We start from the raw sequence: 25,731 nt of genomic DNA, 5'->3' as shown, positions 1-25,731 counted from the left end.
ATTTTTCCTTTTTATTTATCTCTTTCATCTATAATTTCAACATCTATAATATCATCATCATGGCTTGTTTTTGAATGTTTTTTATTTTTAGATTTTAAATCGATATAGTCTTTTGATAAAAAACGCATTACAATACTTGAAATAATTATTAAAAAACCTATTGTATCTGATAAAATACCAGGAATAAGTAAAAAAAATCCTCCTAATGCAATGCCAAAATTTCCTGAAACATCTTTTAGCGAAATGGTTCTAAAATCCCTTAATAAATCCAACATTCCAAATTTTGATATTAAAATAAATCCAACGCCAATACTTAAAATAACCTCTAATAAAAGAGCAAAAAAACCATACTTGTAAATAAACATCATTACAAATAAAGTCTCTAAAATGGCGTATGGAAGTAAATATTTTCTCATAATAAAATCTCTTTTATCTTATTTAATGCTTCATCTTTTGAAATTTTCTCTTTTATTAGGCCATCTCTTTTTATAAACTCAACTTCACCGTTTGCTAAATTTTTACCTACAATTAAAGCGTATGGAAATCCAATTAATTCATAGTCATTCATCTTAACGCCAAATCTTTCATCTCTATCATCAAGAATAGTTTTTATTCCTAAATTTTCACATTTTTCATAAATTTCATTTGCAAAATCAACTTGATTTTCATCTTTTATATTTGAAATTATTATTTGAAGTTTAAAAGGAGCTATTTTTTCATTCCAAATTATTCCTTTTTCATCGTGGCTACTTTGAGCGGCAATTGCAATAAGTCTTGTAACTCCGATACCATAACAACCCATAAAAAACGGTACCGTTTTGCCATTTTTATCTAAAAAAGTAGCATTCATAGGTTTTGAGTATTTTTGTCCTAGTTTAAATATGTGCCCTGCCTCAATGCCTTTTGTTTTTTTCAAAATAGCACCACATTTTGGACAACAATCACCCTCATTTACAGCTACTAAATCTTTGAATCTCTCATCTTTAAAGCTTGAAACACTAAAGCCAATTATATGATAATCTTTTTCATTTGCTCCAACTATCATCTCTTTTTGATCTTTTAATTCATTATCTATAAAAAATAAAATATCTTTTGGAAGTTTAGCTGGTCCACAAAATCCAGCTACAAGCCCAGCTTCTTCTATCTCTTCTTGGCTTGCATCCATAAGTTCAAGCCCGCAACAAGCATTTAAAGCTTTTACTTCTTGAAGCTCATCGCAACCTCTTATGAAAAATACCACTATTTTAAAACTATCATCTTCAAATTTTGCTTTTTTAATAATTGCTTTTATGGTATAAAATTTATCAACCTTAAATAAATTGGCAATTTCATCAATTGTTTTTAAATTTGGTGTATGAAATTTGCTCATCATACTACTTTGCGGTGGCAAGCTATTGCAAGTCTTAGGCTTTCTTTTAGCCGCTTCTATATTAGCAGCATATTTGCAGCTTTCACAAACCAAAATATCATCTTCGCCACTATCAGCCAAAACCATAAATTCCTTACTTCCACTTCCGCCAATTGCTCCGCTATCTGCCTCAACAGCTCTAAAATTAAGTCCTAATTTTGTAAAAATGGAAGTGTAAGTTTTATACATATTATCAAATTCTTTATCTAAGTCATCTGTGCTTGCATGAAAACTATATCCATCTTTCATAACAAACTCACGCCCTCTCAAAAGCCCAAATCTAGGTCTTGCCTCATCTCTAAATTTAGTATTTATCTGATAAATGTTTAGTGGTAGTTGTTTATAGCTGGTAATTTTATTTTTTACCATATTTACAGCACTTTCCTCATTTGTAGGACTTATTACAAAATCATTTTCTTTTCTATCCTTAAATCTTAAAAGTTCTTTTCCATAAACATTAAACCTTCCACTTTCCTTCCAAAAATCAGCCGGAGTTACAACGCTAAAATTTACTTGTATTGCTCCGCTTTTATCCATTTCTTCTTTTATAACATTATAAATATTATCATAAACCATTTTTCCTAATGGCAATAGATCATAAAGTCCACTTCCATTTTGATTTATAAAACCAGCTCTTATTAGATAGATGTGACTTTGTAAAACTGCATCTTTTGGTGCTTCTTTTGTTGTTGGTATGAAAAATTTGCTAAATTTCATCGGTGTTACCTTTTGCTAATAAATTTACATCTGAGTATTGTGAAGTGTATTTTTCAAATTCATCTTTTATATCAAAAATATCTAAAATTAAATCCACAGCACAAGCATCATCACTTTCTAAATTTTTTAAATTTATGGTAGGCTTGTGAAGATATGCTTTAAAAACTTGATGAATTAATTTTCTTGCTTCCTCTTGATCAGAATGCTTTAAATAACCTTTTTGAATAGCTTTTTGTATTTCATTTTCAGCTATTTTTTTGGCATTTAATCTTAAAGCTTTAATAATTGGAGTTGTTGCTAAAGTTTGAAGCCATTTGAAAAACTCATTTGTATATCTGCCAACAATAGCAAAAGCTATTTGAGCCTGTTCTTCACGCATCGCTAAATTTAATTTTACAATTTCTTGTAAATCATCAACGCTATAAACCTTTAAATTTAATGATTCTGTAATTTCAATATCTCTTGGAACAGCGATATCAAAAAAATATCTATCAAACTCACACTCTTCGATAAAAGTATCATCAATGACAATTTTTGGTGAAGATGTAGCACTAAAAATAAGCTGATGAGAGTTAATAACATCTTTTAAATTTGAAAAAGGCTCATATTTAATATCTGCATTTAACTCATTTATCAAATTTAAAGCTCTTTCTTTGCTTCTATTTACTAAAATTATTTTAGCACCACTACTTAATAAATGTTTACAAGCTAACTCACTCATCTTTCCAGCACCAACAACAACTGCTGTTATGCCCTCTAAACTCTTAAAAATTTCTTTTGCTTTTGATACAGCTACACTTGAAACAGATACCGGATTTTTAGAAATTTCAGTTTTATTTCTAACTTCAGCAGCACACTTAAAAGAATATTCAACTGCCCTTTTTAAGTTTAGATCAGCATATTTGCCATCAATTGCAAATTTTAAAGCATCTTTTAACTGTCCTACTATCTGAGTTTCTCCAATAACTAAACTATCTAAAGAACTTGCTACTAAAAAAAGATGATGAAGTGCTCCACTAGCATAATAAATATCGGCTCTATTTTCAAGCTCATTTAAAGCCACACCACTTGTTATAGACATAACTTTTAAAATATAACTTTGAGAAATTTCTAAATCATTTACAAAAGCCATAACTTCAACTCTATTACAAGTGCTAAGCAACATGCACTCCGATATACTTTGATTTGATAAAATAAGCCTTAAAACCTCTTCTTTTTTCTCATTACTAGAAAAAGATAGTTTTTCTCTTATATCAATATCTGTGTTTTTATGCGTAAAACTTATACTTAAAAAATTCACTAAAACTTCCTATCAACCATATTTTTCATTATATCTATAAGTTCGTTATTTTTATATTTTTCTATAGCTTCTATGCCCTCATTTGCTATAAATTTTGCCTCATTTACGCATTTTTCAATTATTTTAAACTCGTTAAATTTATCTTTTACCCATAAAATTTCATCACTACTAAGTTCTTTTTTAAAATAACTTAGTAATGTTTTTTTATCTTTATCATTTAAATTTTCATAAAGATAAATATATGGAAGAGTTGTTTTTCCATCTTTATAATCACTTAAAGCTGGCTTTCCAAGAGTTTCATCATCGCTTACAATATCTAAAATATCATCAACTATTTGAAAAGCAATACCTAAATTTCTACCATATTTTGCAAATTTATCAGCGTTATAGCTTTTTAAAAAAGCTGCACATTTTGCACTTGCCTCTATTAAAACTGCTGTTTTTTTATAGATCATCTCAAAATAAAGAGATTTATTACTATTAAATTTTTTACTAAGCTCAACGTCCATTAACTCGCCAATACTTAGCAATGAAACAGCTGCTGATACATTACGAGCAATAAATTTATCAAATAAACTAAGCTCAAAATACCCTTTTGAATATAAAATATCTCCAAGCATAATAGCATTCTTAGAGCCATATGTTGCATTTATTGAGCTTTTTCCACGTCTTGTATCACTCTCATCAATAACATCATCATGAAGCAAACTTGCTGCATGAATCATCTCAATAACTGCACAAAGCTTTAAGCTTTCATCACTTATTCCAGCTATTTTTAAGATAAGTTTTGAACGAAGTTTTTTTCCAGAACTAATGCTTGAAAACATTGAATTAGCTTTCTCATAGCAAAATTCCTCTACAAAACTTTTCATAACTTCATCGATTTTATTTAAATTTTCCATTTTTACTCGCTATTTGATAATATGTTTGAACTTAGCTGTATAAAGATATCATTTAATTCATCTTGTATTGCTTCATTGTCTAGGTTTGAAATAGTTAATTCTTTATCTTTTAAAGTTTTTTTTAAATGCACAAATTCAATAAGCAAATTTTCAATCTCAGTTTCAACTATATTTTGATTTGCGTTAAAAATAATATCGAAAAACTTCTGCCTAGGTGAGCTTTCAAAAATATCCAAATTTTATATCCTTAAAAAATAATCATCTCATTATATCAAAAGAAAGTTTTAATTTTGATAAAAATAATTTAAAATAGAATTTAACGCTTCATTTGGCGTATCAACTCCTTGCATAAGTCCTTTGCCAAAACCCCAATTAGCATGCAGATATTGTATTTTAGCGTTTGAAGATGCAGCTTTATCTTTTAAGCTATCGCCAATAAAAATAGTTTTAAAAGATTTATTGTTTTTAGAGTGATGATTTATTATTTTTATAAGCATTGTTGGATCTGGTTTTTTAGGATTTTCTTCATCAAAACCAATTGTGTAGTCAAAATATTCAAAAATTTCAAGTTTTTTTAGTATTTTTTCAAGCGATTTACTAGGTGCATTTGAAGCAAGAGCTATGGAAATATTTTCTTTTTTTAATTTCTCTAAAAGATGTTTTATGCCACCATAAATCGTAGCATACTTTTCATAATTTTGCCTAAACAAAACCTCAAATCTATCCATGAGCTTTTGCGATGGTGTGATGCCTGGGTAAAATTCTTTTATATAATTTTTAGTTGGATCATTTATAATTTTTACTATAAAATCACTTTCTAAATTCGGTTTTAAATCTAGCTCTTTTCTAGTAGTATTTATAGTGCTAGTTATCGCTTTGCCACTATCAACTAAAGTTCCATCCATATCAAAAATAACTAAATTCATACATCTCCTTTTTTTGAGTATAGTATACAAATTTTGCTTTTGATATGGTTAAATAAATATTTTAAAAGTCAATAAAATTTATCAAATGTGGACAAATTTCTTTCTTTCCACTGTAAATAGTTTGAACTTTGGATTTCAACTCTTCAAGCTTTATCTCTTTTTCTTGCTTAGTATCAAAATTTACAGTTAAATTTTTAGTTGCAACAAAACTTACGTTTAGAGAGGCTATAAGCTTTTGACAATACTCACAATTGTTTTCATCACACTTTTGTAATAAATAGCTTAAACACTCATCTTTAGTTTTATTTCTACACTCATCAGAAATATCAGCAAAGGCGAACGAAATAAGACAGGCCAACCAAACAAAAAGTATTTTTTTCATATAAAATCCTTAAAAATTTTGCATAAATGATTTTCATTATATACTATTTTTCTTTTATATCTGCTTAAAATAAATATTAGTTATATTTAAGCAAATTTAAAATTAAATAAAGTTTTATATAAATTATTACAATATTTTTTTGTATATAAAATTTATACTCTTTATTGCTAAAAACATATCAGTAAAAAAATATACTATAAAACATAAATTTACTAACATTTTATCAGAAGCAAAATTGATTTTTTAAACTCTCCAATTTGTAGTATTAGTTCTTTTAACTATTAAATGCAATATTGCAATAAACACATAAGTCCCATATTAATCAAGCAACATGCTTTTTGTCTTATTTGCTAATGGTGTTTTATAATTCATCTACTAAGTACCAACCCTTTTATAAGTTAAGGATTTAAACTATTTAAATATAGATAATAACTCATTATTTACTTCATTAAACTCTTTGAAATCTGTAACTTTCATCGGTTAGCTTCTAACCATTATAAACAATTAAAGAATTTTAGCCATTAGGCACATCACTAAAAAAATAAATAATTTAATAAAAAAATTAAACTGCACTAAATTAAAGTTCCTTTTATTTAAATGCTTTTTAAGACTATTTTTTTAATAATTTGCTAATTATAAAACTTTATAAGCCATCAGCTATATAAAAATCATTATCAATCTATCTAAAATTTATTTTTATTTTTAAAAATTTATTACCCATTTATTTTCCCCAGCATTATTGCATGCTTTTTTAAGATAAATAAGATAAATAAAGTCTTTAAAAGATTAATTCCATTAGATATGTTTCTAAAATAAACATTGCAATAAATACTGGATAAATTAATAATTAAAAATATATAGATAGTATAAATAAAAACAAAGTCCGCAGTGACCTACTTTCCCAGCATCCCAGTAAGGGAGAGTATCATCAGCCACGATGTGCTTAGCTTCTTGGTTCGGGATGGAGCAAGGCGTTTCCACATCTGTATAACCACGGACAGTGTTAAATAAAAATATTTAAATAAATACTCTTATTAAACACTGTTAGTTAAATTGTTAAAAGTCTAAGTTTTAATATTTAAAACTGTAAAACTTGTTTAAAGAATAGTATTTATCCTTAACAAGGAAGTGATGCTTAACTCTACTTCTTGCATTTGTGCAACAAATCTTTAGTATTTGCTACTTTAAGTCGGACTTTGTTCGACTGCTAAAAGTAGATAAAAATAGATAAGCAAACGAGCTATTAGTACTGGTCAGCTAAATGACTTACATCACTTACACACCCAGCCTATCAAACTTATAGTCTATAAGAGCTCTTAAAAGAAGATTAATCTTGGAGTTGGCTTCGAGCTTAGATGCTTTCAGCTCTTATCACATCCCAACTTAGCTACTAAGCGGTGCCCTTGGCAGGACAACTTATACACCAGTGGTTGGTTCAACCCGGTCCTCTCGTACTAGGGTCAACTCTCCTCAATCTTCTTACGCCCACGGCAGATAGGGACCGAACTGTCTCACGACGTTCTGAACCCAGCTCGCGTACCGCTTTAAATGGCGAACAGCCATACCCTTGGGACCTGCTCCAGCCCCAGGATGCGATGAGCCGACATCGAGGTGCCAAACCTCCCCGTCGATGTGAGCTCTTGGGGGAGATCAGCCTGTTATCCCCGGGGTACCTTTTATCCTTTGAGCGATGGCCCTTCCACACAGAACCACCGGATCACTAAGACCGACTTTCGTCTCTGCTCCACTTGTCGGTGTCGCAGTTAAGCTGGTTTTTGCCTTTATACTCTACAAACGATTTCCAACCGTTTTGAACCAACCTTTGTAAGCCTCCGTTATTATTTGGGAGGCGACCGCCCCAGTCAAACTACCCACCAGACATTGTCCTACCTAAGGATAACTTAGGCTAGTTAGCTACCCGAATAAAGAAGAGTGGTATCTCAAGGATGACTCCTTATAGACTAGCATCTATAGATCATAATCTCCCACCTATCCTGCACATCTTTATCCAAGTAGCAGTGTCAAGCTATAGTAAAGGTCCACGGGGTCTTTCCGTCTTGCCGCGGGTAGGAGGAATTTTCACCTCCACTACAATTTCACTGGATCCCTCTTTGAGACAGCTCCCATCTCGTTACGCCATTCATGCAGGTCGGTATTTAACCGACAAGGAATTTCGCTACCTTAGGACCGTTATAGTTACGGCCGCCGTTTACTCGGGCTTCGATCAAGAGCTTTGCTAATGCTAACTCCATCAATTAACCTTCGAGCACCGGGCAGGCGTCACACCCTATACATCCACTTACGTGTTAGCAGAGTGCTGTGTTTTTGGTAAACAGTCGGGAGGGACTCTTTGTTGTAACCTCTAGGGCTTGCACCCTGGTAGGCACACCTTATACCGAAGATACGGTGCTATTTTGCAGAGTTCCTTAAAGAGAGTTCTTCCACGCGCCTTAGAATACTCATCCCACCCACCTGTGTCGGTTTACGGTACGGGCAATTATTACTAAACTTAGAAACTTTTCTTGGCTCTATAGTATCATGAATTCTTACGCTACTCCGAAGAGCTTTGTAAGCCTTTAAGCTTTCGGATAAAGAGTTACGGATTTGCCTATAACTCAACCTACGACCTTAGACTAACTATTCCATCAGTTAGCTCCACTAACTTTAAGCGTCCTTCCATCGCACATAATAATTGGTATTGGAATATTAACCAATTTTCCATCGCATACCCCTTTCGGACTTTGCTTAGGACCCGACTAACCCTACGATGACGAGCATCGCGTAGGAAACCTTGGGTTTTCGGCGATCAGGATTCTCACCTGATTTAACGCTACTCATGCCTGCATGCTCACTTGTATTTGCTCCAACGCTCCTTACCGGTACATCTTCAACGCTAAATACAACGCTCTCCTACCACTTGCACACAACTTAATTCTTTTAGCTTAAGATATTTTAAAACTCTTTGCTTTGCAAAAACGCTATCGCTAGTTTTAAATATAACTTATACACTTTGTTTTATAAAGAACTAAGTTGTGTGCAAGTCTACGACTTCGGTACTTATTTTAGCCCCGTTATATTTTCCGCGCAAAATCACTAGACCAGTGAGCTATTACGCTATCTTTAAAGGATGGCTGCTTCTAAGCCAACCTCCTGGTTGTTTAAGTAACTTCACATCGTTTTCCACTTAAATAAGATTTTGGGACCTTAGTCGGTAGTCTGGGTTGTTCCCCTTTTGACGACGGATTTTATCACTCGCCGCCTGACTGCTATGATTACATTAAAGGTATTCGGAGTTTGATAGGGTTTGGTACATTGGTGTATGCCCTAGCCCATTCAGTGCTCTACCCCCTCTAATTACTACATAACGCTATACCTAAATATATTTCGGAGAGAACCAGCTATCACGAAGTTTGATTGGCCTTTCACCCCTATCCACAAGTCATCCCAAGACTTTTCAACGTCAGCGGGTTCGGTCCTCCGCCGGCTCTTACACCGGTTTCAACCTGCTCATGGATAGATCACTTCGTTTCGGGTCTGCAATATCTGACTAAACGCCCTATTAAGACTTGCTTTCGCTACGGCTCCGGATTTCCTTAACCTTGCCAGATATCACAACTCGCAGGCTCATTATGCAAAAGGCAGTCCATCACACGTCATAAAGAATCGTGCTCTGAATGATTGTAAGCAAATGGTTTCAGGTTCTATTTCACTCGGGTCACCCCCGTTCTTTTCACCTTTCCCTCACGGTACTTGTTCACTATCGGTTTGGTAGTAGTATTTAGGGTTGGAAAGTGGTCTTCCCAGATTCAGACAAGGTTTCACGTGCCTCGCCCTACTCAGGATACTGTTAAGTAAAAAAGAGTTTTCATATACGGGAGTATCACCCTCTATGCTTAAACTTTCCAGATTATTCTATTAACTCTTTTTAGTCTATGTTACAGTCCTACAACCCCACTAGTAAACTAGTGGTTTGCCCTTTTACGATTTCGCTCGCCGCTACTTTCGTAATCTCATTTGATTTCTTTTCCTGTGGGTACTAAGATGTTTCAATTCCCCACGTTTGCTCCATATAGGTAGTATATATCACTATATACTGGGTTTTCCCATTCAGAAATTCCCGGATCAAAGCTCCTTGACAACTCCCCGAGACTTATCGCAGTCTAGCACGTCTTTCATCGCCTCTACCAACCAAGGCATCCACCATTCGCTCTTAGTAGCTTACCTTTTTTGACTTCGCAGACTAGCAAAGCTAGTCTTTACGAGCAAGGGCTACACCCTTTGCAAACCTCTAAAGCTATTAAGATTTACCCAAAACTTCGTTTGTCGTAAATCAATATTAAGGTTTTACTCGTAAAAACAAAAATTAAATTTGATTAAAATTATTTAATACTTAAACTTAATAAAGTTGCTTGTCTTTGAAGTTATTAGAATTATTTATTATGTTGATATTCTAATTCGCATCACTTCCTTGTTAAAGATAAAATAATGATTTATTTTATAATGTTTATATTATATAAATTAAGACGGAAAGAGATTATAAACTATAAAGTAAGTTTTAAAAACTTTATTGTTTCGTGTATAATCTTTAAACTTTTAAATTTGATAACAGTTAAATTTAAAAGATTTGCTTTTATGTTTATATAGATATAAAGCTTTAACAAGTCCTGTAAAATTGTTTTATTTTATTAAAACTTTTTGTGACTTTTAACAATGATAATTTAAATAACATTTAGATTATAAAACCTAATTAGAAAATTAACATATAAGAGATAATTGATTTTTATCAACTTTATTGTTTAACTCTCTAATTAAACTTTATAATAAAAAAATAAAGTTTGGTATTTTATCTAATAATACTTATATTTTTATAAAATTAAAAATAGTTTATTTTAATAAAAAACTATCATCTAAAATATAGTTATTTTTATTATAAAATACTTCTTTGTTAAACTATGTATTATATAAGCTTTATATAAAAATAATTTTTATATTTTTTTAATGGTGGGCCTGATAAGACTTGAACTTATGACCTCACCCTTATCAGGGGTGCACTCTAACCAGCTGAGCTACAGGCCCTTATGGTGGAGAATAGCGGGATCGAACCGCTGACCTCCTGCGTGCAAAGCAGGCGCTCTCCCAGCTGAGCTAATTCCCCTTTAGCTCTATTACTAATTTTAAAACAATCTCTGAAAACTAAACAAGGATGATTGAGTTAGTTGTCTATTACACTATAAGTATAAATATTAACACTTATATCTTTCTTATAGATATCTTGTGAGAGAATATCTATTTGTACTCTAGAAAGGAGGTGATCCAACCGCAGGTTCTCCTACGGTTACCTTGTTACGACTTCACCCCAGTTACTGATTCCACTGTGGAAGGTAGCTATTTTAGCATCCCTGCTTCGAGTGAGATCAACTTCCATGGTGTGACGGGCGGTGAGTACAAGACCCGGGAACGTATTCACCGTAGCATGGCTGATCTACGATTACTAGCGATTCCGGCTTCATGGGGTCGAGTTGCAGACCCCAATCCGAACTGGGACATATTTTATAGATTTGCTCCATCTTGCGATATTGCGTCTTACTGTATATGTCATTGTAGCACGTGTGTCGCCCTGGACATAAGGGCCATGATGACTTGACGTCGTCCACACCTTCCTCCTCCTTGCGAAGGCAGTCTGTTTAGAGTGCTCAGCCGAGCTGTTAGCAACTAAACACGTGGGTTGCGCTCGTTGCGGGACTTAACCCAACATCTCACGACACGAGCTGACGACAGCCGTGCAGCACCTGTCACTAAATTCTAGTAAACTAGCACTTTCTAATCTCTTAGATGTTTTTAGGATGTCAAGTCCAGGTAAGGTTCTTCGCGTATCTTCGAATTAAACCACATGCTCCACCGCTTGTGCGGGTCCCCGTCTATTCCTTTGAGTTTTAATCTTGCGACCGTACTCCCCAGGCGGTATACTTAATGCGTTAGCTGCATTACTGCCTTGACTAGCAAAGCAACAACTAGTATACATCGTTTAGGGCGTGGACTACCAGGGTATCTAATCCTGTTTGCTACCCACGCTTTCACGCCTCAGCGTCAGTTAGGTTCCAGCAGATCGCTTTCGCAATGGGTATTCTTCTTGATCTCTACGGATTTTACCCCTACACCAAGAATTCCATCTACCTCTCCCCTACTCTAGACTATCAGTTTCCTAAGCAGTTTAGTGGTTAAGCCACTAGATTTCACAAAAGACTTGATAATCCGCCTACGCGTCCTTTACGCCCAGTGATTCCGAGTAACGCTTGCACCCCCCGTATTACCGCGGCTGCTGGCACGGAGTTAGCCGGTGCTTATTCATCAGGTACCGTCATTATTCTTTCCTGATAAAAGGAGTTTACGCTCCGAAAAGTGTCATCCTCCACGCGGCGTTGCTGCGTCAGGGTTTCCCCCATTGCGCAATATTCCTTACTGCTGCCTCCCGTAGGAGTTTGGACCGTGTCTCAGTTCCAATGTGACTGATCATCCTCTCAGACCAGTTACGCGTCATAGCCTTGGTAAGCCATTACCTTACCAACTAGCTGATACGATATAGTCTCATCCTACACCGAAAAGACTTTCCCTATTTAACTTATGTTAAATAGGAGTATGAGGTATTAGCAGTCGTTTCCAACTGTTGTTCCTCTGTGTAGGGCAGATTAACTATATATTACTCACCCGTGCGCCACTAATCCATCCTAGCAAGCTAGGACTTCATCGTTCGACTTGCATGTATTAGGCACGCCACCAGCGTTCACTCTGAGCCAGGATCAAACTCTCCATAAAAAATATTATGAAGTTTTTAATCTAAAAACTTTTATTATTTATCTTTAAATAAAAATAAATTATTATTTAATACCTTTATATATAATACAAAGATATTGTTTTTAATTTCTAGCTCAATCGATCACTTGTTTAGATTTCAAAGATTAACTTTAAAATTTGATTTTTATAGTTTAACATTAATAATTTAAAAAACTCGTTTTTTATAAAAAAGAACTTATTTAAACAACTCGTTTAAGAGGTCTTTCGTAAAACGGAAATGAAATTATACAAACATAAAGCTTAAAGCTTGATTAAACTAATAAAAAAAATTAAAAAAATTGTAAAAAGATGAGAAAAAGTTTATAAAAGATGTAGAAATAAATAAAATTTAGGAGAAATTGGAGAGGAAAGGATGATATTTATATTATTTATATAGTTATTTAGAGGAAAACAGTCAGATAATGAAATAATTAGATAATTAGATAGTAAATAAAACAATGAAACAGTTAGATAGTAAATGAAATAATGGAATAATTAGATAATTAAACAGTAAAGGAAAATAGTTAGCAAAAAGTGGGAGAAAGAAAATATATAAGACGGGAAAATGAACTTGTAAAATAATTTTTTTTAATATGATTAAAATAAGGTCTTACAAGAGGTCTTTTGATATCGTAATGATCACATATTGCATCTAAAATATAATTTTTTGGAATATTTTCTTGATATGGACTTGCAAAATACACTCCTTTTATAGCGGAACTGTTTTTTAAACCGTTTTGGCGATTTAAGTTTAAAATAAATTTTTCAGCCAAACTAAAAAGACTGTCCATTTGTTTATAAAACAGATATGCTTTTTTCTTCTCTTCTATGGAGTAAAAAAGTAAATTATTACTCATAAAAGCATAGTTCATAGACTCACTTAGAGATTTAAAATTTTCATTTAAATTGTTAATTTCATCTTTTTCTTTAAAAGTGACTCCAAAAGCTTTATTAAAAGAATCTTCTTTAAAAATTTTGAAATAATCACCCATCCCATCTATCAGGTCAATTTTACTAAAAACTACATAAATTGGAAAACAGATCTTTAATGAATTTTCACATTCGCTAATTCTTCTTACTAAAAATTTAATCGTTTCATCTTGATAGTATTTATCGCTTTCTATAAATTTTTGTGTATCTATGACTAAAATAACGGCATCTAGTTTGGATCTAAAAATATTTTTCTTAAGATTCTTAAGAAAGGATAAAAACTTACTCCAAACTCTTTTTTTCACTAAAAATTCCCTATTTTTTTCCATATCATCTTCTGCAATTTCATCGGTAGCTGTTGGAGTATAGAGATTTTCCCTTGAAAAACTGATCCCTTCGGTATCTATAATAGCACCGTCTTTTGAAATATAAAGATTAAAATTTGTAGTGCTTGGATGTGATTTTTTATAACTTTCAAAAAGTTCACTAATGGGATATTCTACACCTGCATAATTTATAAAAGCACTTTTACCGGCTCCTTCATGCCCAAGCATAATAGCAAGCGGAGTTTTTTTAAAATTTATATTTTTTTCCAAGTTTTTTTAGCATCATTTATGGAAATAAAAAATTTCTTTTTAAGCGGTTTATAATATCTTTTGATTCTTCTACTATATCACTTTTAATGTTTAATTTTTCTTTATCTTTACTAAAGAGGTTATAAAATATATTTTGCAAAAAATAAAACAAATACTATAAGCCAAAACAAAATAAGAAAAATAATTTTTAATTTTATATCTATAAAAATATATTTGTCATTAAAAGCTATACTTGAAGAATATCTCCAAAATAAAAAACTGAAAACTAAACAAAGCAAAAATAAATTAACTTTTTTTATTTTTTAAAAAGCTATAAAATTTCATTATATATCCTAAAGCAACCACCTGTTATAAATTTAAAACTTTATTATATAAAAATATCTAATATTTAAGTTAAATTTTTATTTTATTAAGTAAATATAAAAATTATATGTGAAAACAGATAATATCACAATCAAATTGTTATAAAATTAAAATATTATATAAGATACTTTAATGTGCTTATAAGAGCATATATTTTAAATACATTTAATATCATATGACTTTTATTTCAAAAATTTAAGACATATTTTAGCTATAAAAGATATATTAAATAATATTTTTGAAAATCATAAAATTTCAATTAATATTTTATGATAAAATGGCAACTAATTTTAAGATATAAAAGCTAAGGGATAAAAAATTATGAAATTATCATTAAAAAATATTGGAAAATTAAAAAATGCTGAAATTGAAATAAATGGCATAACTATAATTGCTGGTGAAAACGATACTGGTAAAAGTACAATTTCAAAATCTTTATATTCTATCTTCAATGCATTTTATAAAATAGATGCAAAAATGAATGAAGAAAAAAAAGAAGAAATTCGCCATCAAATTTTTAGACTGAAAAGATTACTTGAAAATGATATATCCAATGGTTTTGTAGATGGTTATCTTGCTAGAAATAGACATATAGCAGGAGAGGTCCAAGTACAAAAGATAACTAAACAAATTTACGACGAGTTTAGAAAGAATAATCAGCAAATATCACATGAAACAATACTACACATACTTTCTGAAAATGGATTAAAAATTATTTCACACAAAAACCAAAATGCTGATGAACAAGACTCTTTAGTAGATTCAATTATACAACTGATAAATATAGATGAATACGAGCATATGCAAAGAATAATACAGCGTCAATTTGATAATGAATTTTACAGGCAAGTCAATAATCTTTATTTGGATAGTCAAGGAAAAATTTCACTATGTATAAAAAACCAATATATAGACTTAAGAAGCGTTAAAAACAAAATGCAAATTGACAAACACTACAATATTGACATAAATACAAAAGTTCCTTATATCGATAATAGTTTAGTTTTAGAAAATTTGGGATACCATGATATATTTATAAACAACAAACACTCAGAAAACCTTAGGTTAATGCTAAGAAACAACAAGTCAGCCAGTGCAATCAAAGAAATAATAACCGAAAAAAGGCTTGATAAAATTTTAAACAAACTCAATGATGTAGCACCGGGTAAACTTATTAGAACTAGAGAATATGCGTGGTACGCCTACGAAAAAGACGGTGTTAAATTTAGGCTACAAAATACTTCAGCAGGTCTTAAAATTTTTATAATTCTAAAGACCCTAATTGAAAAAGAATATATTGAAGATAACGGCACAATAATATTTGACGAGCCTGAAGTTTATTTACATCCTAAATTTCAACTTAGACTAGCTGAAATTTTAGTTCTCCTGCAAAAAGAATTTAATCTACATATGCTTATAAGCACGCATAGTCCATATTTTCTAAAAGCCATAGAAGTTTACTCTAAAGAAAACAAAAATAGTGACAAATGCAAATATTATCTTGCCAGAAATATGAAAGACAGACCAATAGCAGAAATAATAGATGTCACAGATGAAACTTATAAAATTTATAAGTTGCTGGCTGAACCATATCAATACTTACATAAAAAAGATTTTTATAATGACGAAAATAAATTTTAACTTATATGATGATTTTAAAAATACATACGAGCCCATAAAGAATATTTCTTTTGATAAGTCACAAAAAATATCTATGGTAGATTTTGATTTTAAAGCATATAATTTTGATAAAGTTAAAGAAAATTTTTGTGTAATAAATAAACTTGCCGAAAAAAGCGGCAATAAACTAAAAGGAGCTGTTCCTAAGTCTATAGATGGTATTTTTGAAAAAGATTGTATCTTATACTTTGTTGAATTTAAAAATGGAGTATTATGTGATAAAAAAGGTCAAAATGAAAGGCACGATATAGGCATAAAGATTTGGCATAGCGTATCTATCTTATCTATGATTCTTAATAAAAAAATAAATGATTTTAAAAAAGAATTAATTTTTATTTTAGTTTTTAATGATGGCATAGAAGAAAATAGTGATTTGTCATTAAGCTATTTAATGACAAACGATACCCGAGATAAACATAAATTTAAAATATTCAATAGTATATTTTTCAAAGATACATTGTTGTTTACACCAAATGACTTTGAAAAATTTATAAATGCATAAAATATTTTTAAGGCCTAGAATGCTCACAAGCTTCAAGATAAGAATATGTTTGATTCGGATTCAAAGAAAACATTATATTTATTATCTTTTTTGCAAAAATTTGAACTTCTTTTAGAGATATTTTATGATTGTAATAAAAATTGGCAATGCTACCATGACTATCCATATGCAAATCCCTTTACTACACTATCCAGTTTTTTATATAAGTCATCTTCATCTTGTATAACACAGAAATTGTCATTGTTATCTTCATCACTAAATACATCGCCACAAAAAATGTAATTTTTATTATAATGTTTTATCTCATTTATAATTTCCTTAATTATATTACTGCTAAAAGTTACTTGATTTCTATATTCATCTCTTATAAATTTGCTTATAAAATTAACTTTCATAAAGCTTTCAAAAAGCATTCTTATTTTATTACCATAATTTAAAGCTTTATCTTCATCATCATTTAAAATTTCTTCCATAGCAAAGCTATATATCTCTTTAAATAAATTCATATAAAATGTATCGAAATATCCTGCTGCATTATTTTTATATTCAAACTTTAATGTAGAGTTGTTTCTATTTAAAACATAGTATTTACATTTACCAAGAATTCTTATCAAATTGGACATAAAAATATTGTTATGAGTTAAAACAAAAATTTGTGCTTTATCTTCTGAATTAGCATCCAAATCTCTATTAATTATCTCTTTATTAATCTTTGCAACCAAATAAGATGTTGCATAAATTCTGCTTTCATCAAGACTGGAAATAGGATCATCTATAATAATAACTAAATTTTTAAGAGAGTTTTCATTATAGTTCATTTTTAATTTAGCTAGAAAATAAGCAAATGCAAGCGTTGTTTTTTCACCGTCACTAAGAATGATACTTGCACTTTCATTTTTTATATCGGTTTTTATTTAAGACTAACTGATAATTTGAATTTATGGAATATTTTGATAAATTTAGCGATTTTAGGTAGGCATTAATAACTTTTATGTCAGGTTTTGCTTTTTCTTGATCTATTTTTATATTGTTTTCAAGCTTATTTATTTCGCTATTTAAATTTTTAAGTTCTTTTTCAAATTTGTTTTTTTTATTTTCCATATTCTTTTGCTTTTTTTGGTCTTCATAGGTTTTAAATTTTGCCTGTTTTATAGTTAATTCTCTCAATGTTTTTTGCTATTATTGAATTCTTTCTCCTGAGTTTTTTTATTAGCCAAGATTTGATCTGTTATACCTATAATTTTATGACATTCATCATACTTTTCTTTTAAAGTTTTAATGTATTGCTTAAAATTATCCAAATTTTTAATTCCAAGTCTTTCGTCAACTAGTTTTTTATATCTTGCAGGGTATGTATTAGCAACTCTAAATTCTCATTTAAAGAATCTTTTTTCTTATCAAAATCTTCTATAAATGGACAGAATTTTTCAAAACTAAGTAAAATAATAGCTTTATTATTATTAGTTTTATTTATTTCATTATCGATATCTTTGCTGAATTTCTCGCTGTTTTGGCTAAAATTTTGCAATTCTTTATTAAAGTATTTAGCATATTCATCTAAAATTCCGTGATTTATTTTTTGCATACAAAATGGACATAATTTATCCTCATCAATAAATTTTTTACCATGTTCTATAAAATCCGTTCCAACTTTATTTAAATGCTTTTTTATATTTTCACTTACGTCACCTGCTAACTTTTCTTTGTCGAACTGAAAAAGATCATTTCCTAATTTTTCTGATTTTTCAATCAACTCTATTTTAGGAAAATCAATTTTTTTAAGTGTATCAAATTTATTTAAAGCTTCTTTTAAATTTGGAACGCTAATTTGTAGCCGCTCTAAGTTTTCTTATTCTCCTTTTAATAATGGAATATTGGCCAATTCAATATCTGATATTTTAATATCTTCAATTTTTATTCTCATATACTCATTGCTAATACTTGATCTTTTGTCTTCTAGATTTTTTTATATAATTTTATTGTGTCTTCATTAATTGAGATTTCGTTTTGAATACTATCAATTTTTTCATATTTTTCATCAACTTCATTTTTGAGCTTTTTGATAGTTTGTGATTCTTAACCAAGGAAAGTATCTTCTAAGACAATCCCGTCATTTTCTATTTTTTTCAAACTAAAGTTATCATCAAATGGAGCATTTTCTCTTATAAAATCACTATTATAAATTTCTACATTAAAATTTACTTCTTTATTTGAAATTTTGCCATATTTTATCTCAAAGTTACCTTCATCTGTTTTAAATATAATTTCAGGTAATTTACTTGGGCCAATTGTTTTATGCGAAAAGATGATGTTTGTACGATTATCATTTTTTAAAAGCGAAAATGCTCTTGTGAGTGTAGTCTTTCCAACGCCGTTATTTGCAAAAATTACATTATAATCACCAAAATTTTCATCAATAAATATATCATCAATTCCACAAAAAGAAGAAATTTTTTTCTATTTTATTAATTTTAATTGACATTTTAAATCCTTTTAAAATTCGGCTTTGCAATAAATTTTTATTGCTATTATACAGTATTTTTAAATAATTTAAAAGAATTAAAAACTAATTAAAATTTCACTTTACAATTCTTTAAATTAAAATTATGTTTTAAAATATTTGTTTTGATAACTTCTATGTCCAATAAAGCAAGATTTTTTTGTTGCTTAATATAAAATATTTTATTTGTTCTATATTTATTTTCTTAAGTTAATTATTTGGTTTATATTTTTCAAATAGTCATAATTTTCATCCATATCACAATTTTCTATTTCTTTAAAGCCAAGCACCTTAAAAGGTAAGTAATATAGTTCTTTATTTATAATAAAAATATAAAATTTATCTGATAAATTTTTTAAATTTTCCCAAATTAGATAATTTTCTAATACTACAATATTTTTATTTTACTTTTTGTATATTTTAAAAATTTTAATGGATATTTTTCAAATTTTTCCGGATAATCAAATAAAACATTCATTTTAACTTACTTATTTTATCATACCACTCATTAAAATGCGGGCAAGATTTCAGCATATTGTCTATACCTATTTTCTTAGCAATGCTATTTTCGTGAGATACTTTACGATATTTGGGATTTATAAAAATATCTTCTAATCTATGCGATGGGCTTGTTTTTGGTGAGTTGTTGATAAGTTCAGGATTTTTATATTGATTTATTATATTGTTAAGTTTATTCAAATAATTATTTTTACTGCTATTCCATGCCGGATCATCTAAAACTATTTTATTAATATCACTAAAAAGAAGACTTTCGAACTCGTGAATTTGTATATATGGCATAAATCTATCATATACTCCTGTGATTGATTTTATATCATTATAGAAATTATTTTTCTATGTAAGTAACTTTTTTATAAATATCAGTTAATTTTGCATTAAAGCCTTGGAATTTATCATCTAATCCATAATAATCAAACATGGTTGTTAAATAAGCTTTTTTCTTAGATTTTAATTGTTTGCATATAAAATTTTGACTCTATCATAACTTAATGCGCCACCCTTACTATTTTTAGATGTCGGTATTATTAAAGGTTGTATATAAAATTTTTGAGTATCAAACGACTTTGCAAAAATAGTTTTTATAAATTCTTCTTCCGTTTGCCCTTCGCAGACTACATATACTATAATCATGGTCTGCCACCTATTATATTGCCTTTCCAAATGTCTCCTATAGAATACTCATCTAGCCATACACTAAGCTCTTTACTGCTTAATCTTTTAAAAACAGACTCATTGTTTATTCTATCTACCACAATAATATCTTCAGGTTTAAAATAGTTAATTAATTCAACCGATTGAGATGATAGAATAAGCTGTTTTTGAGTAGAAACTCTTTTTATAAACTCACTTAATAATTTTAAAGCAGCAGGATGCAAACCAAGTTCAGGCTCATCTATTATAATAGTATCAGGCATAAGCTCAAATGGTTGTAACAATAATACTGCAAGACAGATAAATCTAAGTGTTCCATCGGATAAAATATGAGCTTTTAAAGGAGTATCAGGATCTGATTTATCAAACCATTCCAATTGTAAATTTTCGCTATCTCTTATTATAAAACCACCAAAAATGGTGCAATTCGCGAAATATTATAAACTATATATTCATAATATTCTTTATGATTATTTTTTAATCTTTTTAAATAGGCAGATATATTTCTCGCATCTGATTTTAATATCAAATTATCATTTTCAGCGCAAATTCCTTTTATTTTTGAAGTTTCGCCTGTATTGTGAAAATGATATAGCTTCCAAGATTTGATTCCTTCTAATGAGTACTTCATATTCGGAAGCAGCATATTCATCAGCTTTTGATATATGACTTTCTAATATATCTTTTCCTATTGAATAACTATGCTCTAAAAATTTTATTTTTTCTAAGCTAATCATAAGTTTGTTTTCTTGAGTTGGAATCAATGTGCATCATACTCATTGCTTCCAAATTTAAACTCCAAATAAATTTTTTCAGTTATTTTTCTTCCATAATATAAAAAACTATCAGGACCTTTATCTTGTGTGTGCCTTTGTAAGGTTTCTAAAAACATATAATTTAACATTTTAAATATGGATATAAAATTACTTTTGCCGGCCCCATTAGCACCTATTAAAATATTTATATTATTTAATTTAAAATTTTTAAGAGATTTTATGGATTTATACCCCTCTACCGTAATCTCATCTATTTTCATATTTAATATATCACTGTAATTAAATTATTTTTTATACCAAATAACGATGTATATAATAAATATCTCAATAAAATCAACTATTAAGTTTTGCGATAAAATAACTCCAAATTATGATAATTAATAAATAAAATTTTAATAAAAACTCTCATAAATTAATTTTATAGCATTTTTATTATATAATTATAATTAAAATTTAAAAGGTAACAAATGAAAATATTATGTATTTATTTAAAAGAAGATTATAAAGCTATTAAACAAGGATTGTATAAATTTGACGATGAATTTGAGATAAATTTTGACTATGATAACAAAAAAATAAATATTAAGAAAAATGATAAATATTATCATCAATTTAATGATAATATAGAAAACATAAGCTGTATCGTTGGCAAAAACGGCATGGGAAAAACTACATTTTTTGAGATATTAATTGGTTTAAAACTGTGGAGAATCGACGGTAAAGAACATGCAGGTAAAATCATTGCTCTATATTGCGATGAGGAAAAAAAATTCTATATTCAATCTTATTTAGATAACGCAACGGGCTGGAAAGTAAATGAAGACTATAAAAAAATTAATAAATACATAATATCTAAAGGATCCAAAAAAGTTGAAATTTCTAATATAGATAAGGAAAGATATAGTGTGCTTCCGGAACCAATTTCTTTTATATTTCACAGCCTTTCTCCTTTTGATAGAATTTATGAACTTATTAAAAATATATATTTAGAAAAAGGAGACAAAGAAAAACATATAAATGACTTTGGCTACATAGGAACAAGAAAAATAAAGGATGATGAACCAAGTTATGAATTTATGACTATAAAAAATTTGCTTTATTACTCATACACCTCAGAAGATTTTAGAAAAATGCTATCTAATATAGGTTATGAATTTAAAGAGCTTTCAATTAAAATAAATGAAAAATTTTTTAATAAAAATATCGAATTTGTAGACTTTGAAGATATAAATTTACAAAATTTTGGCATTAAAGATTTTTCTGAAGACGTCTATAATGATATTAAAACGATGGTAGACGAAATTATAACAAATAAAAAAAATACTATAAAAGGTGTTTTATTGTATAATTTGGATTTAAGTAAAATGCAAAATTTAAAAAGATTTGTAAAATTAGCAATTGAATTATATCATCAAAACAATATATTAGACAGTATAAAAAATCTATTGGAGAATATAGACAATGAGAAGGTATTATCCACAAAACAGATTTTTATTAAAACCAATTATTATCTCTTAAAAGAGCTTGTTGCAAAGCAAAAACAATTTTCTGACAGCTATGATTATCTTTTAAAACTAAAAGATATTTTTAAAAATAATGACACAAAAAGCAAAAAAGACAATTTTGTAGAACTTTTCGAAGCATTGGAAGATATGAAATTTTTAGAAAGCCATAATATTATAGATTTACAAATTATTTTAGAAAAGCATAACATTGATGACAAATCCAATGAAAGCAATAATTTGGAAGTTGACTTTTTAAGGTTGAGTTCCGGTGAAAAAACTATTCTTTCATATTTTTTTAACATTTTTGGAAAAATACATGATCTAAGAGATAAAAAATATTATTTAATAGATAAATATAAAAAGTTGTATTTTATAATATTAATTGATGAAGTTGAGCTGCACCTACATCCTGAATGGCAAAGAAAATTTATCAGTGGAATTAATAAATTCTTTAACTTAATGAGTGATGTTAAATTGCAATTTATAATCGCCACTCACTCTCCAATTATACTTAGTGATATACTTAAAAAAAACACTATATATTTAAGTGGGGATACCAAAACGAATAACAATACTTTTGGTGGAAATATATTTGATATATACAAAAACAACTTTTTTCTAGATGATACCATAGGCGAATTTAGTAAAAAATTTATTGAAGAATTGGCTTTATTCTTAAATATTTTAAAAGAATATTATTATGCTAAAAATGGTGATATGTTTTTATTAAAAAGAAGATTTATAGAAAAAAATGTAGAGTTTAAATATGATAAAGATTATATAGCTTCAGCAGAAAAAATAATATACAAAACAAAAGATTGTGATAAATATCCAAAAAACAAACATCCACTTTTATGGAACTATTTATACAGATTTAGAGAAAAAAATAATGAATTATTTGATGAACTAGAGAATAAAATAAATAATATCGGAGAAGATATAATAAGAAATTATCTTTTAAAAACTTTAGATTATGTTAAAAGGTGTAGTAATGACAAAAAATGATATTGAAAAAGCTAAATTTTATAAATATTTACAAAATAATATAAATCCAAACTTAAAGTTTGAACAAGATTTAGGAAATATTATCTTTTTACCTATAGATAAATTAAAAGAAAAATCACAAGAGATAAAAAAAGAGCTTGAGGCATGCTTTGGTAAAGATTACCAAACAAAAAATGAATATGCAAAAATTAAAGATAAATATGACAAAGCATATAATAAGTTAAGAGATGAAATTGGAACACAAATAGTACAAGAGAAAAATTATATGCTTTGTCCTTATTGTAGGGCTAACTATATACGTTTTTTCGAAAATGATAAAAAAATGGTTAAACCTGATTTAGATCACTACTATCCAAAAAGTAAATATCCATATTTTGCCGTTACTATTTCAAATTTAATACCGAGTTGTTCTTTTTGTAATCAAAGACTAAAAAGAGACAATGAACCTTTGATAGATTTCGATGACACTCAAGAAATTTTTAATAAATTAGAATTCGAAGCCAATGTCATAGAACAAATTATATATATTAATATTTACAGTTTTAAAAATTTAAGTAATAATGAAAAAAAATGGCTAAAACAGATGATGATAGAAGAAAACTATAGCAATCATACGGAAATTTTAGAAAATTTATTATCTAAAGCTGATAAATACAAAAGTTCAAGAATCTGTGAAATTGCAAAAAATATAGGACTACCTAAAGAAGAAATTTATAATATTGTCTTTGCCGAATATGACATAATGAAAGAAACAAATGAACCGCTTTTTAAACTCAAACAAGATTTATATAAGCAATTAATAGACAGTTAAGCAAAATTATAAAACAAGTAAAAATCAAAAATAATTAAAATATTCCTTTCATGTTTTTTTAACATCAAAAGCATCCATAAAATTTTTTAGATATAATTTTAAAAAGAAGGTAAATGTTTTGATGAAAAGGGGATTAACATCTGTGTCAAAAGATTTAGAGAGCTTTGTAAGAGATATAATATATTTAACAGATAATAAAGAAATTTTTAGAATTTACAAAAAGTATTTGAAAAGTAGTGAAGAATTTAAAAATATAGATTTTATAATTGGCATAAATGACAGCACTACTGTAAATTCTAGTCGCATATTAACATCTATTAACGATAAAGTATATCAATTAAAAAATAAATTATATTTATATAATAGCATAATAAATTTTAACTATTTTTTATTTTTAAATAGTGATCTAAAAGAAAAGTTTAATGCTGTCTCCAACATATTTTTAGATACAAACTCAACAGGTATTATTTCTAAATTTATAGAAAATGAAGGTGAAATAGTTGATAATTTTATTATGGATTATTTTAGGGAAGGAATTTTTAATATTTCATTTATTTTTTATGCTTTTGAGAATCTTTACAATCCATACAAAAATATGATTAATGAAAAATCAAAAAATATTCTTGAAAATTTGTGTAAATTTAATAACATTGGCAAAAACTACGAGATTTACAAAAATACAATAAAATTTACATACAATAAAAGCTATGCAGAACAAATGTATAATAAATTTATGTACGCTTTTGATGAACAAACAAATATTAAGCTAAGCAATTGCATCTTAAAATTTAAATTTGGTGATTATTTTTGCTATTTAATTGCAATGTTTAATCAAATTTATTCATTATTACTACTTCCTTTTATGGAAAAAAATGGTTCCAAATTTAATATTGAAAAATCTATTTGTAACTTATATAATATAATGCATAAATACGGATGTAAAAATTTTAGTTTATTGCAATTTATTTTTCAATATTTTAAAAACGGCAATAATGAATTTTTTAATGCTACAGATCCAAATAATGCAAAAGAAAAAATATTAAATATGTCATGGGATATATTTTTTATCATCTTACACAAATAAATGTTAGCGCAAAATATATAAATTGTGATTTTGAATTTCCATACTTTGCCACAATGGATCGTAAATTTACTATGCAATATAGAAACATTTTAAAATACAAAGGTATAGCTATAATTAAAAAAAATAAAGAAACTATTATTAAAACAATACCAATACCGAATGAAGAATTCAATAGTATTTTAAAAGAACATAAAAATAACAAATCTTACCATAAAGAGAAAAATTTATACGCCCTTTCATTGTTAATAAAACAAGAAGCAGAAGATAAATTTAAAAAAATATAGAATATTTATTTTATAAAAAAATACTGTTTTTAGCGATATAAGAATGCTTTATTTAT

The 25,731-nt window shown here is 28.4% G+C and carries 22 protein-coding genes, 2 tRNA genes and 3 rRNA genes; 6 read left to right on the top strand and 21 right to left on the bottom strand.

Annotated features, from left to right (window positions below):
* Positions 1 to 11: 11 nt before the first annotated feature.
* The 13 genes from CURT_RS03620 to CURT_RS03560 all read right to left on the bottom strand — a co-directional run bounded on the left by CURT_RS03620 (position 12) and on the right by CURT_RS03560 (position 13,992).
* Positions 12 to 416: an FxsA family protein gene (locus tag CURT_RS03620; protein WP_018713919.1), complete on the bottom strand. Its 405-nt coding sequence runs from the start codon at positions 414 to 416 to the stop codon at positions 12 to 14.
* Positions 413 to 2,125, bottom strand: a complete 1,713-nt coding sequence (locus tag CURT_RS03615; protein WP_018713920.1) for a proline--tRNA ligase — start codon at positions 2,123 to 2,125, stop codon at positions 413 to 415. The genes CURT_RS03620 and CURT_RS03615 overlap by 4 nt, the downstream gene beginning before the upstream one ends.
* Entirely contained in the window at positions 2,115 to 3,425 is a 1,311-nt protein-coding gene (gene hemA / locus CURT_RS03610; protein WP_018713921.1) for a glutamyl-tRNA reductase, read from the bottom strand. The genes CURT_RS03615 and hemA overlap by 11 nt, the downstream gene beginning before the upstream one ends.
* Positions 3,425 to 4,327, bottom strand: a complete 903-nt coding sequence (locus CURT_RS03605) for a polyprenyl synthetase family protein (RefSeq protein ID WP_018713922.1) — start codon at positions 4,325 to 4,327, stop codon at positions 3,425 to 3,427. The genes hemA and CURT_RS03605 overlap by 1 nt, the downstream gene beginning before the upstream one ends.
* Before the next feature lie 2 nt (positions 4,328 to 4,329).
* Positions 4,330 to 4,563: a DUF2018 family protein gene (locus CURT_RS03600; RefSeq protein WP_016646863.1), complete on the bottom strand. Its 234-nt coding sequence runs from the start codon at positions 4,561 to 4,563 to the stop codon at positions 4,330 to 4,332.
* A gap of 48 nt (positions 4,564 to 4,611) precedes the next feature.
* Positions 4,612 to 5,253, bottom strand: coding sequence for an HAD family hydrolase (locus CURT_RS03595; protein WP_018713923.1), 642 nt, complete (start codon positions 5,251 to 5,253; stop codon positions 4,612 to 4,614).
* A gap of 61 nt (positions 5,254 to 5,314) precedes the next feature.
* On the bottom strand, positions 5,315 to 5,635 hold the full coding sequence (locus tag CURT_RS03590; protein WP_018713924.1) for a hypothetical protein: 321 nt from the start codon (positions 5,633 to 5,635) through the stop codon (positions 5,315 to 5,317).
* Between the two features lie 880 nt (positions 5,636 to 6,515).
* Positions 6,516 to 6,634: ribosomal RNA gene (rrf, locus tag CURT_RS03585) — 5S ribosomal RNA — on the bottom strand.
* Positions 6,635 to 6,858: 224 nt separating this feature from the next.
* Positions 6,859 to 9,859, bottom strand: a 23S ribosomal RNA gene (locus CURT_RS03580).
* A gap of 775 nt (positions 9,860 to 10,634) precedes the next feature.
* Positions 10,635 to 10,711, bottom strand: a tRNA-Ile gene (locus CURT_RS03575).
* A 3-nt stretch (positions 10,712 to 10,714) separates the two neighbouring features.
* Positions 10,715 to 10,790: transfer RNA gene (locus tag CURT_RS03570), tRNA-Ala, on the bottom strand.
* A 146-nt stretch (positions 10,791 to 10,936) separates the two neighbouring features.
* Positions 10,937 to 12,448: ribosomal RNA gene (locus tag CURT_RS03565) — 16S ribosomal RNA — on the bottom strand.
* Together the 16S, 23S and 5S rRNA genes with 2 tRNA genes alongside form the textbook arrangement of a ribosomal RNA operon.
* A gap of 542 nt (positions 12,449 to 12,990) precedes the next feature.
* Positions 12,991 to 13,992: a type VI secretion protein IcmF/TssM N-terminal domain-containing protein gene (locus CURT_RS03560; RefSeq protein ID WP_018713908.1), complete on the bottom strand. Its 1,002-nt coding sequence runs from the start codon at positions 13,990 to 13,992 to the stop codon at positions 12,991 to 12,993.
* A gap of 684 nt (positions 13,993 to 14,676) precedes the next feature.
* Here CURT_RS03560 and CURT_RS03555 point away from each other — a divergent pair.
* Together CURT_RS03555 and CURT_RS03550 are read left to right on the top strand one after the other, a co-directional pair.
* Positions 14,677 to 15,996, top strand: a complete 1,320-nt coding sequence (locus tag CURT_RS03555; protein ID WP_018713905.1) for an AAA family ATPase — start codon at positions 14,677 to 14,679, stop codon at positions 15,994 to 15,996.
* A complete protein-coding gene (locus CURT_RS03550) occupies positions 15,977 to 16,537 on the top strand; it encodes a hypothetical protein (RefSeq protein ID WP_018713904.1) in 561 nt (186 codons plus the stop codon). The genes CURT_RS03555 and CURT_RS03550 overlap by 20 nt, the downstream gene beginning before the upstream one ends.
* 158 nt (positions 16,538 to 16,695) lie before the next feature.
* Here the strand turns inward: CURT_RS03550 and CURT_RS03545 are convergent, their stop codons facing one another.
* From CURT_RS03545 to CURT_RS09375, 8 genes are all read right to left on the bottom strand, one after another.
* Positions 16,696 to 17,415 carry an AAA family ATPase gene (locus CURT_RS03545; RefSeq protein WP_237721159.1) on the bottom strand — a complete coding sequence of 240 codons (720 nt, stop codon included), beginning with the start codon at positions 17,413 to 17,415 and terminating at the stop codon, positions 16,696 to 16,698.
* Positions 17,416 to 17,428: 13 nt separating this feature from the next.
* Positions 17,429 to 17,638: a hypothetical protein gene (locus tag CURT_RS03540; protein ID WP_143297706.1), complete on the bottom strand. Its 210-nt coding sequence runs from the start codon at positions 17,636 to 17,638 to the stop codon at positions 17,429 to 17,431.
* A 226-nt stretch (positions 17,639 to 17,864) separates the two neighbouring features.
* On the bottom strand, positions 17,865 to 18,290 hold the full coding sequence (locus CURT_RS03535) for a hypothetical protein (protein ID WP_018713899.1): 426 nt from the start codon (positions 18,288 to 18,290) through the stop codon (positions 17,865 to 17,867).
* 323 nt (positions 18,291 to 18,613) lie between these two features.
* A complete protein-coding gene (locus CURT_RS09595) occupies positions 18,614 to 18,955 on the bottom strand; it encodes a hypothetical protein (RefSeq protein WP_408609399.1) in 342 nt (113 codons plus the stop codon).
* 556 nt (positions 18,956 to 19,511) lie between these two features.
* Complete coding sequence (locus CURT_RS03525) at positions 19,512 to 19,871, bottom strand: DUF4276 family protein (RefSeq protein WP_255199048.1); 360 nt, start codon at positions 19,869 to 19,871, stop codon at positions 19,512 to 19,514.
* A 314-nt stretch (positions 19,872 to 20,185) separates the two neighbouring features.
* Entirely contained in the window at positions 20,186 to 20,587 is a 402-nt protein-coding gene (locus CURT_RS09385; RefSeq protein ID WP_237721126.1) for an AAA family ATPase, read from the bottom strand.
* A 23-nt stretch (positions 20,588 to 20,610) separates the two neighbouring features.
* Complete coding sequence (locus CURT_RS09380; RefSeq protein ID WP_237721127.1) at positions 20,611 to 20,841, bottom strand: hypothetical protein; 231 nt, start codon at positions 20,839 to 20,841, stop codon at positions 20,611 to 20,613.
* A 129-nt stretch (positions 20,842 to 20,970) separates the two neighbouring features.
* Complete coding sequence (locus CURT_RS09375) at positions 20,971 to 21,246, bottom strand: AAA family ATPase (RefSeq protein ID WP_237721128.1); 276 nt, start codon at positions 21,244 to 21,246, stop codon at positions 20,971 to 20,973.
* 207 nt (positions 21,247 to 21,453) lie between these two features.
* On the opposite strand from CURT_RS09375, the gene CURT_RS03515 reads away from it, so the two are divergent.
* The 4 genes from CURT_RS03515 (at position 21,454) to CURT_RS03500 (ending at position 25,675) form a co-directional block, all read left to right on the top strand.
* Complete coding sequence (locus CURT_RS03515) at positions 21,454 to 23,496, top strand: AAA family ATPase (protein WP_018713897.1); 2,043 nt, start codon at positions 21,454 to 21,456, stop codon at positions 23,494 to 23,496.
* Positions 23,483 to 24,307: an HNH endonuclease family protein gene (locus tag CURT_RS03510; RefSeq protein ID WP_018713896.1), complete on the top strand. Its 825-nt coding sequence runs from the start codon at positions 23,483 to 23,485 to the stop codon at positions 24,305 to 24,307. Before CURT_RS03515 ends, CURT_RS03510 begins: the two co-directional genes overlap by 14 nt.
* 121 nt (positions 24,308 to 24,428) lie before the next feature.
* Positions 24,429 to 25,391, top strand: a complete 963-nt coding sequence (locus CURT_RS03505) for a hypothetical protein (protein ID WP_018713895.1) — start codon at positions 24,429 to 24,431, stop codon at positions 25,389 to 25,391.
* Positions 25,392 to 25,444: 53 nt separating this feature from the next.
* The gene (locus tag CURT_RS03500) at positions 25,445 to 25,675 is read left to right on the top strand and encodes a hypothetical protein (RefSeq protein ID WP_169478857.1); all 231 of its coding nucleotides are present in this window, start codon (positions 25,445 to 25,447) and stop codon (positions 25,673 to 25,675) included.
* Positions 25,676 to 25,731 lie beyond the last annotated feature (56 nt).

The sequence above is a fragment of the Campylobacter ureolyticus genome, from assembly GCF_013372225.1.
Lineage (GTDB): Bacteria > Campylobacterota > Campylobacteria > Campylobacterales > Campylobacteraceae > Campylobacter_B > Campylobacter_B ureolyticus.
This window is presented reverse-complemented; position numbering and strand designations above follow the sequence as displayed.

What these genes read in the sequence shown, in the direction of transcription:
- CURT_RS03590 (WP_018713924.1), bottom strand. Translation starts at nt 5,635, where the DNA reads ATGAAAAAAATACTTTTTGTTTGGTTGGCCTGTCTTATTTCGTTCGCC.
- CURT_RS03595 (WP_018713923.1), bottom strand. Translation starts at nt 5,253, where the DNA reads ATGAATTTAGTTATTTTTGATATGGATGGAACTTTAGTTGATAGTGGC.
- CURT_RS09375 (WP_237721128.1), bottom strand. Translation starts at nt 21,246, where the DNA reads ATGAAAATAGATGAGATTACGGTAGAGGGGTATAAATCCATAAAATCT.
- CURT_RS03540 (WP_143297706.1), bottom strand. Translation starts at nt 17,638, where the DNA reads ATGGAAAATAAAAAAAACAAATTTGAAAAAGAACTTAAAAATTTAAAT.
- CURT_RS03505 (WP_018713895.1), top strand. Translation starts at nt 24,429, where the DNA reads ATGAAAAGGGGATTAACATCTGTGTCAAAAGATTTAGAGAGCTTTGTA.
- CURT_RS09380 (WP_237721127.1), bottom strand. Translation starts at nt 20,841, where the DNA reads ATGAAGTACTCATTAGAAGGAATCAAATCTTGGAAGCTATATCATTTT.
- CURT_RS03550 (WP_018713904.1), top strand. Translation starts at nt 15,977, where the DNA reads ATGACGAAAATAAATTTTAACTTATATGATGATTTTAAAAATACATAC.
- CURT_RS03620 (WP_018713919.1), bottom strand. Translation starts at nt 416, where the DNA reads ATGAGAAAATATTTACTTCCATACGCCATTTTAGAGACTTTATTTGTA.
- CURT_RS03510 (WP_018713896.1), top strand. Translation starts at nt 23,483, where the DNA reads ATGACAAAAAATGATATTGAAAAAGCTAAATTTTATAAATATTTACAA.
- CURT_RS03615 (WP_018713920.1), bottom strand. Translation starts at nt 2,125, where the DNA reads ATGAAATTTAGCAAATTTTTCATACCAACAACAAAAGAAGCACCAAAA.
- CURT_RS03515 (WP_018713897.1), top strand. Translation starts at nt 21,454, where the DNA reads ATGAAAATATTATGTATTTATTTAAAAGAAGATTATAAAGCTATTAAA.
- CURT_RS03500 (WP_169478857.1), top strand. Translation starts at nt 25,445, where the DNA reads ATGGATCGTAAATTTACTATGCAATATAGAAACATTTTAAAATACAAA.
- CURT_RS03605 (WP_018713922.1), bottom strand. Translation starts at nt 4,327, where the DNA reads ATGGAAAATTTAAATAAAATCGATGAAGTTATGAAAAGTTTTGTAGAG.
- CURT_RS03555 (WP_018713905.1), top strand. Translation starts at nt 14,677, where the DNA reads ATGAAATTATCATTAAAAAATATTGGAAAATTAAAAAATGCTGAAATT.